The sequence below is a fragment of the Streptomyces pilosus genome (assembly GCF_014649835.1).
GTDB classification, from domain to species: Bacteria; Actinomycetota; Actinomycetes; order Streptomycetales; family Streptomycetaceae; genus Streptomyces; species Streptomyces pilosus.
Genome location: NZ_BMTU01000010.1, coordinates 253,344 through 268,458, shown reverse-complemented (window position 1 = coordinate 268,458; position 15,115 = coordinate 253,344). Strand labels below are relative to the sequence as shown.

Sequence of the window (15,115 nt, the reverse complement as noted above, 5' to 3'; positions counted from 1 at the left end):
CGCAGCGGATGCCGGGCCAGCACCGCCTCCACCTCCGGCGTCAGCGCCGCCGCCAGCCGGGTGGCGCAGGGCAGGGAGTCGTCACGCAGCGTCCGGGCCGCGGCCAGCACCACGTCCTGCCCGTCGTTCCTCGGGACCCCGGCCGCCGCGCGCTCGTGGAGATCGGCGCCCTCCTCCAGGACCAGCCCCGCGTCGATGCCCGCCGGGACCTTGATGCCGGCGGTCCGGCGCCAGGTGGTCACGGGGTCGCTCCAGGCCTCGACCCGGTAGGTCCACAGGCCCGGGCCGTCCGCGGCGACCTCGGCGCCCCACCGGTCCGTGCCGGGCGCCAGCTCCCGCATCGGCGTGAACGGCCCCGGCCGCCCCTCCGGATCCTTCAGCACCACGTTGGCGGCCACCGCGTCGTGCCCCTCACGGAACACCGTGGCCGTGACCTCGAACGCCTCGCCGGTGACGGCCTTGGCCGGCCGCCTCCCGCAGTCGACCGCAGGCCGCACGTCCCGTACCGGGACACGACCGATGGTCCGGGTCGTCTTCATCGGGTTGTGCACCTCCGCCGTGCTCGACGCCCGGGCGGTCGCCCGGGCGTGGGACCAGACAGCGGCGGGAAGGTCACTGCCTTCCCGCCGGGGAGCGCCGCTCGACGGCCGGCGGGCCCCGCCGGACCGTGGCGGCCGGACGGGGCCTGTCGTCCTGTTCCTGCAAGTAGGTGACGACGGTGGTGCGCAGATACCGTTCGGCGGCGTCGGCCGCCTCCCGCGCGCAGCGCTTTCCCATCAGCACGCAGAGGGTGTAACCGGAGTCCTCGAACGTGGCCCGCACCGTGCGGTCGGCGGGGGCCGCCAGCATCACGCGTTCCCAGGCCCGGTAACGGCGCAACTGCCGGGCGACTTCGGCTTTGGCGGGTAGCAGCATGCGGCCGTTCACCTTTCCGGGGCTCGATGGAGGCGCGTTGTCCCGGCGGTCGGGCGTGACCGTGCGCACCTGTGCACGGACCCGTAACGGCGATCGAGGTCTTCACACATGGTGCACGGGTGATGACCCACCGTCTTGTTAGATTTTCAATCAACCTGGCCGTGGCGTCCGCGGCTCCCCCCGGACCGGGTATCCGCACGTCCGGCGCCTTCCGCCACCCCACGCGCCTCACGAGGCGCTCGTGTTGCACGAATGGACCAACCCCCTCACTCTGAAGGTGACTCAGAAGCGACACCCGCTCACGTTCCGTGTCCGGGGGCTCGCCCCGCGGGGCGAGGAGGAGCGAGAGCTTCGCGGTGAGGAGCCGACGACGATGAAGACCGCAGTGCCCTGCTACTACCACCTCGACGTGGAAGTGAGCCCGGAGAAAGTGGGACAGGTCAGCCGCATACTGGCGGCCCACCTCCGGTTCTGGGATCTGGAGAACCTGATGGAACCCGTCTGCGGCGGCGCCGAGATGCTGTTGCGCGCCATCGCCGAACACGCCACCGACCGGAACATCTCGATCGAGATGTGGTGGAACGGACAGCACCTCATCACAGCGGTCGGGGACAACAACCGCGCCCTGCGCCCGGACCAGGAACTGCGCGGCTGCCTCCAGCACATCGCCGCGTGCAGCGACGGCTGGGGCTGCTGCGCCACCGAGAGCGGAGCCAAGGTCATCTGGTTCTCCCAGCGCGCCCGCGCCGGTGAACGCGTCCCCCTCGTGCCCACCGCGCCCGACCCGCGCGAGAGCGAGGGCCTCGACCTGCCCCGCGAGCTGAGCGTCACCCTGCTGGCCGGCCGGGTGCGCACGCCCGGCGGCCTCCTGGAGGAGGCCCGGTGACCCGGCGACATACCCGGAAAGGGGCGCCCGCGTGGAGCGGGCGCCCCTATCCGCTGGGTGCGACGTACGACGGCGAGGGCACCAACTTCGCCCTCTTCAGCGAGGTCGCCGAACGCGTCGAACTGGTCCTGGTGGACGACGACGGCCGGCACCGCACCGTACGGCTCACCGAGGCGAGCGGATTCGTCTGGCACGGCTACCTCCCCGGCATCGGCCCCGGCCAGCGCTACGGCTACCGGGTGCACGGCCCCTGGGCCCCGTCGGCCGGCCACCGCTGCAACCCGGCGAAACTCCTCCTCGACCCCTACGCCACCGCCGTGGACGGGCAGATCGACAACCACCCCTCGCTCTACGAGCGCGACCCGCACGGCCCCGACCCGGCCGACAGCGCCGGCCACACCATGCTCGGCGTGGTGACCGACCCGGCGTTCGACTGGGGCGACGACACCCGGCCCGGCCACCCCTACTCCGACACGGTGATCTACGAGGCCCATGTCAAGGGCATGACCCGCACCCACCCCGACGTCCCCGACGAGCTCCGGGGCACCTACGCCGGGCTGGCGCACCCCGCCGTCGTCGAGCACCTGACCTCGCTGGGCGTCACCGCCGTCGAACTGATGCCGGTGCACCAGTTCGTCCAGGACGGCGTGCTGCAGGGCCGCGACCTGGTCAACTACTGGGGCTACAACACCATCGGCTTCTTCGCCCCGCACAACGCCTACGCCGCCCGGGGCACCCGCGGGCAGCAGGTCACCGAGTTCAAGAACATGGTCAGGACCCTCCACGCGGCAGGGCTCGAGGTGATCCTCGACGTCGTCTACAACCACACCGCCGAGGGCAACGAGAAGGGCCCCACGCTCTCCTTCCGGGGCATCGACAACTCCTCGTACTACCGCCTGGTGGACGGCGACTGGCGGCATTACTACGACACCACCGGCACCGGCAACAGCCTGCTGATGCGCCACCCCTACGTCCTCCAGCTGATCATGGACTCGCTGCGGTACTGGGTGACCGAGATGCACGTCGACGGGTTCCGCTTCGACCTCGCGGCCACCCTGGCACGGCAGTTCCACGAGGTGGACCGGCTGTCGGCGTTCTTCGACATCATCCAGCAGGACCCGGTGATCAGCCGCGTCAAACTGATCGCCGAACCCTGGGACCTCGGTGAGGGCGGCTATCAGGTGGGCAACTTCCCGCCGCTGTGGTCGGAGTGGAACGGCCTCTACCGGGACGCCGTACGGGACTTCTGGCGCGGGGAGGAGCACACGCTCGGCGAGTTCGCCTCCCGGCTGACGGGCTCCGCCGACCTCTACGCGCACCACCGGCGCAGGCCCCGCGCCAGCGTCAACTTCGTCACCGCGCACGACGGTTTCACCCTGCGCGACCTGGTCTCGTACAACGACAAGCACAACGAGGCCAACGGCGAGGGCAACCAGGACGGCGAGAGCAGCAACCGGTCCTGGAACTGCGGCGCCGAGGGCCGCACCCGCGACCCGGCCGTGCTGGAGCTGCGCGCCCGCCAGCAGCGCAACTTCCTCGCCACGCTGCTGCTGTCCCAGGGCATCCCGATGCTGTCCCACGGCGACGAGCTCGGCCGCACCCAGCGCGGGAACAACAACGCCTACTGCCAGGACAACGAGACCAGCTGGATCGACTGGCGGCTCACCGGTGAGCAGCGGAGCCTGCTGGAGTTCACGCGCACCCTCATCGCGCTGCGCGTCGCCCATCCGGTGCTGCGCCGCCGCCGCTTCTTCCGGGGCGAGACGGTGCGCCACGCGGACCAGCCGCTGCCCGACCTGGTGTGGCTGCTGCCGAACGCCGAGGAGATGACCGACGACGACTGGCGGCGCTCCGACGCCCACTCGGTCGGCGTGTTCCTCAACGGCGACGCCATCGCGGAACCCGGCCCGCGCGGCCGGCGCCTGGTCGACGACTCGTTCCTGCTGCTCCTCAACAGCCACTGGGAACCGGTCGACTTCCGGCTGCCGGACGCCTCCTACGGCGAACGCTGGACGGCCCTGATCGACACCGCCGACCCGGACGGCGCCCCCGACGAGTCGGAACGCAAGGCCGGCACCACCCTCACCGTCGACGCCCGCAGCCTGGTGCTGCTGTCGCGCCCGTCCCGCGCGCCGCGGTGACGCGCGGCCCCGGGGAGGTCAGCGCCCCCGGCGCGAGGTCACCGTGAACTGGGCGCCCTCGTTGTCGCGGAGCACGGCCTCCCCGGGGCCCTCGGACAGCACGCTGCCGCCGTGCCGTTCGGCGGCACGGGCGCAGGCCGCCACGTCCTTCACCGCGAAATGGACCTGCCAGTGGGGCCGGATGGCCGGGTCGGGGGCCGATCCCAGCGCCCCCGACTCGATGCGCGCCACCACGTCCCCGCCGCTGCGCAGCACCACTTCGTCGCCTTCGTAGCCGACCTCGCAGTAGCCGGGCTTCGCGGACGCCCAGTCGAAGACCTCGCCGTAGAAGATCGCCGCGTCGAAGGCGTCCCGGGTGTGCAGCCGGATGAAAGCGGGCTGCGCCCGGTGCCAGGCGGCCCAGTCGCTGAACAGCTCCCCCTCCCACACCCCGAACGTCGCCCCGTCGCGGTCGGCGAGCAGCGCCGCGCGCCCGGGCGGCAGCGAGAGGGGACCGACCGCCGACGTCCCGCCGCGCTCCTGCACCCGCGCCGCGGCCTCGTCGGCACTGCGCACCGCGAAGTACGGCGTCCACGCCACCGCCATCTGCCACATGCCGGCGACGGCGGCGATCCCGGCGACCGGCCGGCCGTCGGCCAGGGCGACCCGGAACCGGTCGCCCAGGCGCATCGGACGCCACTCCCAGCCCAGCACCGCCCCGTAGAACTCCTCGGTGGTCCGCACGTCGCGGCTGGTCAGGCTCACCCAGCAGGGCGCGCCGTAGACGGAGTGCGTCGAGACGACTTCCGTCGCGGCGGAGGAGGGCGTGTCGTGGTTCATCGCAGTCGTGTCCTGATCTCTTCGGCCTGGCAGCCACCCGGATGGCACCAGTGTCGGCCGGGTACCGGCCCGGGCGCCTGCCGAGTACCCCGGCGGTGCCCCCGAAACGGTGCCCCCGCACGCCCCCGGACCACCCCGGTGGCACAGGGCGGCCGCAGTGGCGACGATGGAGGAATCGGACACTGGGTGAAGGCACTCAAGCACCCTGCGACGGCACGACGAGAGCGGCACACCGGACCCGGAGGTGACCATGCCCACGGACGGGGGCGCGGACCGGATTCTCCAGCTGGAGCAAGAGGTACGGCAGCTGAAGGACGCGGTCGTCTCGCACGCGGTGGTGGACCAGGCGATCGGCATGATCGTCGCACTGGGGCGGGTCTCGCCCGACCAGGGCTGGACGGTGCTCAAGGAGGTCTCCCAGCGCACCAACATCAAACTGCGCAACGTCGCCGACATGATCCTCGTCTGGGGCCGCACCGGCCTGCTGCCCGCGGAGGTGCGCACAGTGCTGGAGGAGGTCCTGGACCGGCTCGGCCCCACCCGGATCCCCGGCGCGCCGCCCGAGCGCTGACACCGCCGGGCCCGGTGCGGGGCCGGGCGGGGGTACGGTCAGCCGGCCTCGGTGCGCAGCTCCTCGCGCAGCTGCGCGAAACAGCTGCTGAGCAGCCGGGAGACGTGCATCTGCGAGATGCCGAGCTGCTCGGCGATCCCGCTCTGCGTCATCCCCTTGAAGAAGCGCAGATAGAGGATCAGCCGTTCGCGCTCCGGCAGCGCCTCCAGACAGGGCCGTACCGCCACCCGGTCGACGACCGTGTCGTAGCCCGGGTCCGGGCCGCCGAGCGCGTCCCCGAGGGCGTACCCGTCGGTGCCCGGCATCTCCGCCTCCAGCGACAGCGCGGAGAAGCACTCCAGGGCCTCCGCACCGGTGCGCACCTCGTCCTCGGTCAGGCGCGCGTACGCGGCGATCTCGGGGACGGTGGGGGAGCGCCCCGGAGTCGTCTGCGCCAGCTCCTTCGCCGCGTGCCGCACCCGGTTGCGCAGGTCCTGGACCCGGCGCGGCACGTGCAGGGTCCACATGTGGTCGCGGAAGTGCCGCTTGATCTCACCGGTGATGGTCGGCACGGCGTACGCCTCGAACGCGTTGCCGCGGTCCGGGTCGTAGTGGTCGACGGCCTTCACCAGGCCGAGGGCCGCCACCTGGTACAGATCCTCCAGTGCCTCGCCGCGCCCCCGGAATCGGACGGCGATCCGCTCGGCCATGGGCAGCCAGACGGTGACCAGCTCGTCGCGCAGCGCCCGGCGCTCGGGCCCTTCGGGCAGCGCGGCCAGACGCGAGAAGTGCCCCGCCGTGTCGGGGGCGTCGTCGTGGGAGTGCGGCTTCCTGGGACTGACGGTACGCATCGCGCGCACCTCCCTGAGCGGGATGCCGGATGGACGGACCCCGTGGGAAGCGGCGGACGGACCGGGCGGGCCCGGGGCCGGCGAGCCGGTTCCCACGGACGTGCCTCCTGTCCGAAGCACTGAGCTTTCCATTCCCCGTGCGCCGTCCTTTCAAAACGGCTCACGGAATTCCCGGTCATTCACGGGGTCCGCATTACGGAGGGAGTACGTTCTGGAATCGGAGGAATTCACTGCGTGAAATTCCGGGCCGGTCCGCGGAGGGGCCGGGGCCGTGGTGCGGCCGGCCGGCCCGCCCGCGGCCGCGGCGCCCCGGTGATCGTCGCGGCGGACGTGATGTGCGGCACGCCGCGCCGGCTGCCCGGCGGGCCGGTCGGGGGATTCCTCCAGCGCAGCGCTTGATCACTGATCAGATCGGGCGAACTGCCTGACCACGGCGCATTCCGCTCATTTGACAGTGCGCTGAGCCCACAGATAGGAAACAGCGGACAGAAGTCGAGAGGTGCACTGTGTACGAGCCGAACGTGGTCGGGGACTGGCAGGAGTACGACGAGCATGCCGGTCTGCGGGTCCGCGTCCACCGTCTGGAACCGGGCGAGCCGCCCCGCGGACGGGACGACGCCGCCGAGGGGCTGGCGTACTTCAGTGTCCGCGTGACCGTCGAGAATCGCGGGAACCGGCCTTTCTGCATTCACCTCGAAGACGGCCAGATCGACGTACGGACCGGTGCCGACGGCGAGAGCGCGTTCATCGACTGGCGCAACTCGCAGTTCATCGAGGGATTCGACGTCCACCCGCTGCGCCGCGCCACCGCGGTGCTCTACGCGGCGGGACCCGAGGCGTGCCTCGGCCAGGTCGACGTCCAGGTGCAGCTGCGCGCCGACGAGGAGTGGACCGGCCGCCGGATGTGGACCGGAGGAGTCGGGGTGCGCGAGGGGTCAGCGGGCACCCCCGTCGGCGCCGGCCGGGACAGCCTCGCCCAGCAGGTGAGCTTCTTCCTGCAGCAGCAGGCGGAGGAGGGCACCTCCTGACCGGGTGTCAGTGAGGGATGCCGTCGATGATCTCGCGGGCGCCCTGGCGCAGCAGTGCCACGGCGACCGAGGTGCCGAGGGTGGCCGGATCGAGCCGTCCCGCCCACTCGTGGGCGTTCAGTCGGGTCTTGCCGTCCGGGGTGAAGACGCAGGCGCTCAGGGACAGTTCGCCGCCGCGGTCGACGCGCGCGTAGCCGGCGATCGGACTGTTGCAGTGGCCCTGCAGCACGTGCAGGAACATGCGTTCGGCGGTGGCCTCGCGATGGGTGTCCGCGTGGCCGAGGACGCCGACCGCCTCGATGAGTCCGCTGTCCCCCTCGCGGCACTGGAGGGCGAGGACGCCCGCGCCGATGGGCGGCATCATCGCCTCGGGGGAGAGCACCTCGCTGATCACGTCGGTGCGGCCGATGCGTTCCAGCCCGGAGACCGCGAGGAGCAGCGCGTCCGCCTCGCCGTCCGCGAGCTTGCGCAGCCGCCGGTTGGCGTTGCCGCGCATCGGTACGCACCGCAGGTGCGGGTGGGAGGCGGCCAGTTGGGCGACCCGGCGCACCGAGGAGGTGCCGATCCGCGTCCCCGGCGCGAGTTCGTCCAGGGTGAGTCCGCCGGGGTGCACCAGGGCGTCGCGGATGTCGTCCCGCTTCAGGAACGCCGCGAACACCGTGCCCGCCGGAAGCGGCCGGTCGGCGGGCACGTCCTTGACGCAGTGCACGGCGACGTCCGCCTCGCCCGCCAGCAGTGCCGCGTCCACCTCCTTGGTGAACGCGCCCTTGCCCTCGACCTGCGACAGATCGCCCAGCCATTTGTCGCCGGTCGTCCGCACGGGTACGACCTCGGTGCGCACACCGGGCCACACGGCGGCCAACTCCTCGCGCACCCGCTCCACTTGAGCGAGCGCCATGGGTGAGTCGCGGGACACGATGCGGATCGTTCCGGGGACGGACATGGCGACACGATAGACCCTCCCCGCCCCCCGGGTGCCGGGAACGCCGTACGGCGCTCCCGGCGTCAACGGGACCGCCCCGCTCAGCCGTTCGGGTCGAACGGGATGCCCGCGGGTTTGGCCTTGGCGAGGTGGGAGGCGAAGCTGCCGTCCTTCAGCCCGAAGTGCGCGCTGCCGAAGTCGTGCGCGACCAGGGTGTCGCGCAGTCCCGCCGGATAGCCGTTCCAGCCGACCAGGGCCGGGTACTGCCAGCCGCCCCGGTGGTTCTCCGGCGGTTCGTCGCCCGCGCCCGCGAGACGGAAGCAGTGGGTCCCGATGCCGTCCTTGTGGTAGACGACCTTCGGGTGGGTGCCCTCGAAGCGGACCGCCGAGCGCGGGTGGATCGAGAACGAGCCGTGGTTGGACGTCGCGACGTACTGGACCGTGTCGTTCTGCACCCACACCACCACGTGCTCCCAGTCGTGGCGGTGGCCCCCGAGGCTGACGCCCGGCAGGGCCTGGTCCTTCTCGAAGTACAGGGCGTAGACGACGGCGCACCAGCCGTTGTTGCACTCGGAGCGGGCGTAGCCGTTGGTGTTCGCCAGGTCCGAGGCGTCGCGGCAGTTGCCGTTGAGGGCGCCGGTCGGCTTGAGACCGGGGTTGACCGTGCCGTCCGGGCCGATCGCGGCCGTGGGGTAGCAGCCGTCGGTGTCGTAGTCGTAGGCCGGCTGGTAGGTCTGCTCCAGCGCGTCGGCGCGGGCGGGCAGGGCGGGCGGGGGAGCGGCGAAGGCGGTGGCGGGGAAGGCGATGACGAGCGCGGCCGCACCGGCCAGGCCGGTCAGCCATCTCCTGCGGTTGGTTCGGGACGTGCTCGACGACACTGCGTCCTCCTCTGGACCCGGGCGCAGCCCAACGGCTGTGGGGGATGGGGGAGTTCAGCATCCCGGGTGGACGCAGACATGCCAAGGGGGAAGAGGCGTACCGCCGGTGAAGCGCGGCACAACAGTGACGGCACCGGGCCGCGGATCACACCATGTCGTCCGGAATGTCGGCCGCCGCCTCCTCGGGGGCGAGGTCCGGACGCAGCCGCAGCCAGGACGGCTGGCGCAGCATGCCGTCCCGGGTGCGCGTGCTGTAGCGCACCTCGCCGACCAGCCGGGGCACCACCCAGCGTGCCCCCGGGACGGCCGGTACCGGGTCGAAGGGGCAGACGTCGGTCGCCGCGGCCCGCAGCAGCGCGGCGAGTTCGGTGCGTTCGGCCTCGCTCCAGCCGGTGCCCACGCCGCCGACGTAGCGCAGCCGTCCCTCCGCACGCTGCCCGGCCAGGACGGCGCCCGGCAGCCCGCTCAGCCGCCCCCTGCCGGGCAGCCAGCCCCCGACCACGACGTCCTCGCTGCGCATGTTGCGGATCTTGATCCAGGCGCGGGAGCGCACTCCCGGCTCGTACACCGAGTCGAGCCGCTTGCAGACCAGCCCCTCCAGCCCGTGTTCCAGGGTGGCCCGCAGGGCCTGCCGGCCGTGGCCGGTGATCGCGGACGGAGTGGACCAGGCGGGCCCGTCGAGGGAGAGGTCCAGCAGCGCCTCGCGGCGCCGGACGTAGGGGAGGCGCAGCAGCGACCGCCCGTCCAGGTGCATGACGTCGAACAGCACCAGGTGGACCGGCACCGCCGCCGCGCGCCGCGCCGCCCGGGCGGGGGCGTGCGCCAGCCCCATCCGGGACTGCAGCAACTGGAAGCTCGCGCGGCCGTCCTCGTCGAGGGCGAGCACCTCCCCGTCCAGGACCGCGGGCCGCGGGCCGAGGGCGGTGGCCAGTGGGTGGAGCTCCGGGTACGCGCCCGTGATGTCCTGGCCGGAGCGGGCCCGCAGGACGAGGGTCCCGTCCCCGGGGAGGTAGACCACCGCCCGCTGCCCGTCCTGCTTGGTCTCGTAGGCCCAGCGTGCGTCCGCCGCCGGAGGCGGCAGCGAGCCGGACGTGGCGAGCATGGGCGGGATCAGCGGCAGGGTCGTCACGGGGGAGGTGTGGACGCCCGTGCCGGCCGCCACGCGCCCTCCGCGGCGGTTTCCCCCGATCGGCCGCCGAAGGGGGACGGGGCCCCGGACCGACGGCTCTTTTGATTGAGTTACGCAATGAGATGGTAAAGTTCGGGTATGCCCACACCCCCTCTCCCCGACGCCCCCGCTTCCCCGGAAGTGACCGAGATCGAGCGTGCGCTGCACCGCATCACGTATCTGAGCTCGCGGGCCCGTCGGCACGAGCGGCTGACCGCCCTGGCGGGGGTGCCGCTGGACCGGGCCGCGGTCGCGCTGCTGCGGAAGATGGCCGACACCGAGCCGATGCGGCCGGGTGAGCTGGCCGCGCAGCTCGGTGTGGAGGCCTCGCACGTCACCCGCACGGTGCAGCAGCTGGAGAAGTCCGGCCACGCCGTCCGGGTTCCGGACCCCGACGACCGGCGCGCGCAGCGCATCGAGCTCACCGACACCGGAAGGGAGGCCATCGCGCGGCTGCGTGAGACCGGTGTCCGGGGCATGCAGGCCGCCCTCGCCCACTGGTCGCCCGACGACCTGCGGCAGCTCGCCACCCTCTTCCACCGCATGGTCGACGACTTCCTCGCCCACGCCGCCGACGAGGACGCGGAACCAGGGGCCACCCGCTGACCCCTCGGCGGGGGCCCGGCGCCCGACCGTACTTACCGTCCGGTAATATCGCGCGGCAGGTCATCGGAGGAGGAACCGTGTCACGGTCCGAACGCTCGCCCCTGCTGCTCGCCGGCCTGCTGGCCGCCGCGGGCACCGCCCACTTCGCCGTCCCGCGCCGGTTCGACCACATCGTGCCGCGCTCCCTGCCCGGATCGCCCCGGGCCTGGACCCACGCCAGTGGTGCCGTGGAGCTCGCGCTGGCCGCCGGCCTGGCGCTGCCCCGCACCCGCAGGGCCGCTGCCCTGGCCTCGGCGGCGTTCTTCGTCGGGGTCTTCCCCGCCAACGTGAAGATGGCCGTCGACTGGCGGCACCGCCCCACGCCGCAGAAGGCCGCGGCCCTCGGCCGGCTGCCGCTCCAGCTGCCCCTCGTGCTCTGGGCGCGCGGCATCGCCAGGAACGCGGAGGGCCGGTCGTGAGCGGGCGCCCCGGCAAGGGCGACACGGTCGAGGATTTCGCGCTGCCGGACGAGACCGGCACCGTCCGCAGGCTCTCCGACCTGCTCTCCGAGGGGCCGGTGGTGCTCTTCTTCTACCCGGCCGCCCTCAGCCCCGGCTGCACCGCCCAGGCCTGCCACTTCAGGGACCTGGCCGCCGAGTTCGCCGCCGTCGGCGCCCGCCCGGTCGGCATCAGCGGGGACCCGGTCGAGCGGCAGGCGGAGTTCGCCGGACGGCACACGCTCGGCATGCCCCTGCTGTCCGATCCCGACGGCAGCGTCCGCGAGCGGTTCGGCGTGAAGCGGGGGATCGCCCTGGCGCCCACCAGACGAGCCACCTTCGTCATCGGGCGGGACCGCACCGTCCTGGAGGCCGTCCGCAGCGAGCTGCGGATGAACACCCACGCCGACCGGGCGCTCGCCGCCCTGCGCGCCCACCGGGCGTGAGCCCGTCCCGGGTGCCGCGCCGCGGTTGAGAGGGCGCGGCCCCGGGTCGATGCTGGACCAATGGAGGAAGCCTCCGGCGCGGTGATCGTCGACACCCGCTCCATCGTCACCTGCTGGAGCGAGGGTGCCCGGCGCCTGACCGGCCACCCGGCCGGGGACGCCGTGGGGCGGCCCGTGCGCGAGCTGCTCGCCGGGGACGTGCCGGCGGGCCCCGGGCAGCCGCGGCCGAGGACCGTCGTGGCGCGCCACCGCGACGGTCACCCCGTGCCGCTGCGGCTGACCGCGCAGCCCCTGCTGGACGCCCGGGGCGCACCGGCCGGACACGCCATCACCGTCGAGCCGTCCGGAGCCGGGGAGACCTCCCTGGCGGGCCTGGCGTTCCAGCAGGCGTCCCTCGGCATGTCCGTCCTCGACACCGAACAGCGCTATCTGGGTCTCAACGAGCTCGCCTGCCGGATGCTCGGCAGGCCCGAGAGCGATCTGGTCGGACGCAGCTACCTGGACACCATGGGCGACTCCGAGGCGAGCCGGGGCTTCAGCCGGCACCTCCGCCGGGTCGCCGAGACGGGCGACCCCGTGCACCTGGAGGACTTCACCCGGCTCCCCTCCGGCACCCGGATGCACGCCTGGCACGTGGAGATGTGGCCGGTCCGCGACACCACGGGCACGGTGCTCGGTATCGCCGTGGCGGCGCTCGACAGCAGCACGCAGCTCCGGGCCCGCGAACGCCTGACGATGCTGAACGAGGCGGCCGCCCGGATCGGTACCACCCTGGACGTGGTGCGCACCGCCGAGGAACTCGTGGAGATCCTCGCTCCGGGCTTCGCCGACTTCGCCGCCGTCGACCTGCTCGACGAGGTCATCGGGACCGGCGGACCGCCGGCCCGCCCCTCGGACGGCTCCCCGCTGCGCCGCGTGGCCCACCGCTCCGCCACCGAGGGGACGCCCGAGTCGGTCGTCCGCATCGGCGAGGTCGACGGACATCTCGCCGACTCGGCCCCCGCGCGCGCCCTGCGCGAGGGCCGCGCGGTGCTCCGGCGCGCGGGCGACCCGTGGTTCGACCGGTGGCTGCGCGACCGCGGCACCTCCCCGCGGGGCGAGGGCCCCACGGTCCCCGACGGCACCCACTCCCTGCTGAGCGTGCCGCTGCGCGCCCGCGGGACGACGCTCGGCGTCGTGGTCGCCGCGCGCACCACCCACCCCGACGCGTACACCGCCGACGACACCCTGCTCGCCGAGGAGCTCGCCAGCCGGGCCGCCGTGTGCGTCGACAACGCCCGCCGCTTCGTCCGCGAGCGCACCACCGCGCTGGCGCTCCAGCAGAGCCTGCTGCCGAAGGGACTTCCCGGCCAGGCGGCCGTGGAGGTCGCCCACCGCTACCTGCCCTCCGGGTCGGCGGCCGGCATCGGCGGCGACTGGTTCGACGTCATCCCGCTGGCCGGCAGCCGGGTGGGCCTCGTCGTGGGCGACGTGGTCGGCCACGGCATCCCCTCCACCGCCGCCATGGGAAGGCTGTTCACCGCCGTGCGCACGCTCGCCGACGTGGACCTCCCGCCCGACGAACTCCTCACCCACCTGGACGACCTGGTCCTCCACCTGGCCACCGACGAGAGCGACGACCACGTCGCCGAACTCGGCGCCACCTGCCTCTACGCCGTCTACGACCCGGTCTCCCGGCTCCTGACCGCGGCCGCCGCCGGACATCCGCCGCCCGCCGTGGTCCTGCCCGACGGGACGAGCCGGCTCCTGCCCGTCAACACGGGCCCGCCGCTCGGCGTCGGAGGGCTCCCGTTCGAGGCCACGGAGCTCCGGCTGCCGGAGGGATCCGTCGTCGCCCTCTACACCGACGGGCTGGTCGGGCACCGCGACCGCGATCCCGACCGCGCCACCGACGAGCTGCGCCGCGCCCTGACGGTGCCCGCCGAGTCGCTGGACGCCCTCTGCGACAGCGTGCTGAAGGCCGTGCTGCCGGAGGAGCCGGACGACGACGTGGCCCTGCTGCTGGCCCGTACCCGGGCCCTCGGCGACGACCGGGTCGCCACGCGGGACGTGCGGCCCGACCCCGAGGAGGTGGCCGCCGCCCGTGAGTGGACCACCGCCGTGCTGAGCACCTGGGGACTGGACGAGATCGCCTTCGTCACCGAACTGGTCGTCAGCGAACTGGTCACCAACGCCATCCGGTACGGCGTGCCGCCCGTCCAGCTGCGGCTGATCCGCGACCGCACCCTCATCTGCGAGGTCTCCGACGCCAGTTCCACCTCACCCCATCTGCGCCGCGCCCACGTCTACGACGAGGGCGGCCGCGGACTGCTGCTGGTGGCCCAGCTCACCCAGCGCTGGGGCAGCAGGCAGACCGACCACGGCAAGACGATCTGGGCGGAACAGGCGCTGCCACGCCGCTGATCCACCCGCGGCGCCCGCGCCCCGCGTCCGCACCGCGGGGGCGCCGGGCACCCGCTCAGAACTCCTCGTGCACCTCGGGGTCGCCGCCGATGCGCCGGTGCGCGCGGTCGGCGATCGTCCGCATCTGGGCGGCGTCCAGTTCGAAGCCGAACACGTCGAGGTTGGCGCGCTGCCGCGCCGGGTCGGACGACTTGGGGACGGGCAGGACACCCGACTGGACGTGCCAGCGCAGGACCGCCTGGGCCGGGGTGACGCCGTGCGCCTCGGCCACGGCGGCCACCGCGAGGTCGTCCAGCAGCCGCGAGCCGCGGCCCAGCGGGCTCCAGCTCTCGACGAGCACGCCCTTGTCCGCGTGGTAGGAACGCAGCTCCTCCTGGGGGAAGAAGGGGTGCAGCTCGATCTGGTTGACCGAGGGCAGCACCCCGGTCTCCTTCTCCAGCCGCTCGATGTGGGCGGGCGTGAAGTTGGAGACGCCGATCGACCGGACCAGCCCGTCCTCGCGCAGCTTGATCATGGCCTTCCAGGAGTCGACGTACCGGTCGACGCGGGGGAGCGGCCAGTGGACGAGGTAGAGGTCGACGTACTCCAGGCCCAGCCGGGCGCGGGACTCCTCGAAGGAGGCGAGGGTCTCCTCGTGACCGTGGTGCCGGCCCGGGAGTTTCGTCGTGACGACGATCTCCTCGCGGGGCACGCCGGAGGCGGCCACGGCCCGGCCGACGCCGGTCTCGTTGCGGTAGTTCGCCGCCGTGTCGATCAGGCGGTAGCCCGCCTCCAGGGCCGTGCCGACCGCCCGCTCCGCCTCGGCGTCGTCCATCGGCCAGGTGCCCAGGCCCACGGCCGGGACGGTGGTGCCGTCGTTGAGGGTGTGGCTCGGGATGCTGATCACGAGGGGGCCTTCCCGTTGACAGTGTCGTTCCCCCAGCGTCGCGGACGGCGGGGGAGGTGATCAACCGGAGCGGCGGGCCGTCGTGGCTCGAGGCCCTGTCGCCAGGCAGCCGCTTCGCTGCCACGATCTTCCCGGGAGCC

Annotated in this window: 16 protein-coding genes; 8 read left to right on the top strand and 8 right to left on the bottom strand. The window is 73.3% G+C overall.

Annotated elements, in window-relative coordinates; translation table 11 throughout:
• Nucleotides 1–539 (bottom strand): maltotransferase domain-containing protein (locus tag IE118_RS24250; protein ID WP_189560137.1); only part of this gene is annotated, 539 nt, incomplete at its 3' end.
• A 73-nt stretch (nucleotides 540–612) separates the two neighbouring features.
• On the bottom strand, nucleotides 613–915 hold the full coding sequence (locus tag IE118_RS24245; protein WP_189560136.1) for a DUF5133 domain-containing protein: 303 nt from the start codon (nucleotides 913–915) through the stop codon (nucleotides 613–615).
• Nucleotides 916–1,288: 373 nt separating this feature from the next.
• Between IE118_RS24245 and IE118_RS24240 the strand changes: the two genes are divergently transcribed.
• Nucleotides 1,289–1,801 (top strand): pep a2, encoded by a 513-nt coding sequence (locus IE118_RS24240; protein ID WP_189560135.1) that lies wholly within the window; start codon nucleotides 1,289–1,291, stop codon nucleotides 1,799–1,801.
• Nucleotides 1,798–3,942, top strand: coding sequence for a glycogen debranching protein GlgX (gene glgX / locus IE118_RS24235; protein WP_189560134.1), 2,145 nt, complete (start codon nucleotides 1,798–1,800; stop codon nucleotides 3,940–3,942). The genes IE118_RS24240 and glgX overlap by 4 nt, the downstream gene beginning before the upstream one ends.
• Nucleotides 3,943–3,960: 18 nt before the next feature.
• Here the strand turns inward: glgX and IE118_RS24230 are convergent, their stop codons facing one another.
• Nucleotides 3,961–4,761, bottom strand: coding sequence for a VOC family protein (locus IE118_RS24230; protein WP_189560133.1), 801 nt, complete (start codon nucleotides 4,759–4,761; stop codon nucleotides 3,961–3,963).
• 250 nt (nucleotides 4,762–5,011) lie between these two features.
• Here IE118_RS24230 and IE118_RS24225 point away from each other — a divergent pair, with 250 nt between their 5' ends.
• Nucleotides 5,012–5,332 carry an ANTAR domain-containing protein gene (locus IE118_RS24225; protein WP_437051049.1) on the top strand — a complete coding sequence of 107 codons (321 nt, stop codon included), beginning with the start codon at nucleotides 5,012–5,014 and terminating at the stop codon, nucleotides 5,330–5,332.
• A 38-nt stretch (nucleotides 5,333–5,370) separates the two neighbouring features.
• Here IE118_RS24225 and IE118_RS24220 read toward each other — a convergent pair whose 3' ends face one another.
• Entirely contained in the window at nucleotides 5,371–6,162 is a 792-nt protein-coding gene (locus IE118_RS24220; protein ID WP_189560131.1) for an RNA polymerase sigma factor SigF, read from the bottom strand.
• A gap of 506 nt (nucleotides 6,163–6,668) precedes the next feature.
• Here IE118_RS24220 and IE118_RS24215 point away from each other — a divergent pair.
• The gene (locus tag IE118_RS24215) at nucleotides 6,669–7,190 is read left to right on the top strand and encodes a hypothetical protein (RefSeq protein ID WP_189560130.1); all 522 of its coding nucleotides are present in this window, start codon (nucleotides 6,669–6,671) and stop codon (nucleotides 7,188–7,190) included.
• Nucleotides 7,191–7,197: 7 nt separating this feature from the next.
• On the opposite strand, the gene hemC is transcribed toward IE118_RS24215, so the two are convergent.
• The 3 genes from hemC to IE118_RS24200 form a co-directional block, all read right to left on the bottom strand.
• Entirely contained in the window at nucleotides 7,198–8,133 is a 936-nt protein-coding gene (gene hemC, locus IE118_RS24210) for a hydroxymethylbilane synthase (protein ID WP_189560129.1), read from the bottom strand.
• Between the two features lie 80 nt (nucleotides 8,134–8,213).
• Nucleotides 8,214–8,990, bottom strand: a complete 777-nt coding sequence (locus IE118_RS24205) for an NPP1 family protein (RefSeq protein WP_189560128.1) — start codon at nucleotides 8,988–8,990, stop codon at nucleotides 8,214–8,216.
• A gap of 145 nt (nucleotides 8,991–9,135) precedes the next feature.
• Nucleotides 9,136–10,092 carry an ATP-dependent DNA ligase gene (locus IE118_RS24200; RefSeq protein WP_189560152.1) on the bottom strand — a complete coding sequence of 319 codons (957 nt, stop codon included), beginning with the start codon at nucleotides 10,090–10,092 and terminating at the stop codon, nucleotides 9,136–9,138.
• A 165-nt stretch (nucleotides 10,093–10,257) separates the two neighbouring features.
• On the opposite strand from IE118_RS24200, the gene IE118_RS24195 reads away from it, so the two are divergent.
• From IE118_RS24195 to IE118_RS24180, 4 genes are all read left to right on the top strand, one after another.
• A complete protein-coding gene (locus tag IE118_RS24195) occupies nucleotides 10,258–10,764 on the top strand; it encodes a MarR family winged helix-turn-helix transcriptional regulator (protein WP_189560127.1) in 507 nt (168 codons plus the stop codon).
• Nucleotides 10,765–10,841: 77 nt separating this feature from the next.
• Nucleotides 10,842–11,222 (top strand): DoxX family protein, encoded by a 381-nt coding sequence (locus IE118_RS24190; RefSeq protein WP_189560126.1) that lies wholly within the window; start codon nucleotides 10,842–10,844, stop codon nucleotides 11,220–11,222.
• Nucleotides 11,219–11,686, top strand: coding sequence for a peroxiredoxin (locus tag IE118_RS24185; protein WP_189560125.1), 468 nt, complete (start codon nucleotides 11,219–11,221; stop codon nucleotides 11,684–11,686). Before IE118_RS24190 ends, IE118_RS24185 begins: the two co-directional genes overlap by 4 nt.
• A gap of 60 nt (nucleotides 11,687–11,746) precedes the next feature.
• A complete protein-coding gene (locus tag IE118_RS24180; RefSeq protein ID WP_189560124.1) occupies nucleotides 11,747–14,089 on the top strand; it encodes a SpoIIE family protein phosphatase in 2,343 nt (780 codons plus the stop codon).
• Nucleotides 14,090–14,144: 55 nt separating this feature from the next.
• On the opposite strand, the gene IE118_RS24175 is transcribed toward IE118_RS24180, so the two are convergent.
• Nucleotides 14,145–14,975 carry an aldo/keto reductase gene (locus tag IE118_RS24175; RefSeq protein WP_189560123.1) on the bottom strand — a complete coding sequence of 277 codons (831 nt, stop codon included), beginning with the start codon at nucleotides 14,973–14,975 and terminating at the stop codon, nucleotides 14,145–14,147.
• Nucleotides 14,976–15,115 lie beyond the last annotated feature (140 nt).

What these genes read in the sequence shown, in the direction of transcription:
- IE118_RS24245 (WP_189560136.1), bottom strand. Translation starts at nt 915, where the DNA reads ATGCTGCTACCCGCCAAAGCCGAAGTCGCCCGGCAGTTGCGCCGTTAC.
- IE118_RS24240 (WP_189560135.1), top strand. Translation starts at nt 1,289, where the DNA reads ATGAAGACCGCAGTGCCCTGCTACTACCACCTCGACGTGGAAGTGAGC.
- IE118_RS24230 (WP_189560133.1), bottom strand. Translation starts at nt 4,761, where the DNA reads ATGAACCACGACACGCCCTCCTCCGCCGCGACGGAAGTCGTCTCGACG.
- IE118_RS24225 (WP_437051049.1), top strand. Translation starts at nt 5,012, where the DNA reads ATGCCCACGGACGGGGGCGCGGACCGGATTCTCCAGCTGGAGCAAGAG.
- IE118_RS24220 (WP_189560131.1), bottom strand. Translation starts at nt 6,162, where the DNA reads ATGCGTACCGTCAGTCCCAGGAAGCCGCACTCCCACGACGACGCCCCC.
- hemC (WP_189560129.1), bottom strand. Translation starts at nt 8,133, where the DNA reads ATGTCCGTCCCCGGAACGATCCGCATCGTGTCCCGCGACTCACCCATG.
- IE118_RS24200 (WP_189560152.1), bottom strand. Translation starts at nt 10,092, where the DNA reads ATGCTCGCCACGTCCGGCTCGCTGCCGCCTCCGGCGGCGGACGCACGC.
- IE118_RS24195 (WP_189560127.1), top strand. Translation starts at nt 10,258, where the DNA reads ATGCCCACACCCCCTCTCCCCGACGCCCCCGCTTCCCCGGAAGTGACC.
- IE118_RS24180 (WP_189560124.1), top strand. Translation starts at nt 11,747, where the DNA reads ATGGAGGAAGCCTCCGGCGCGGTGATCGTCGACACCCGCTCCATCGTC.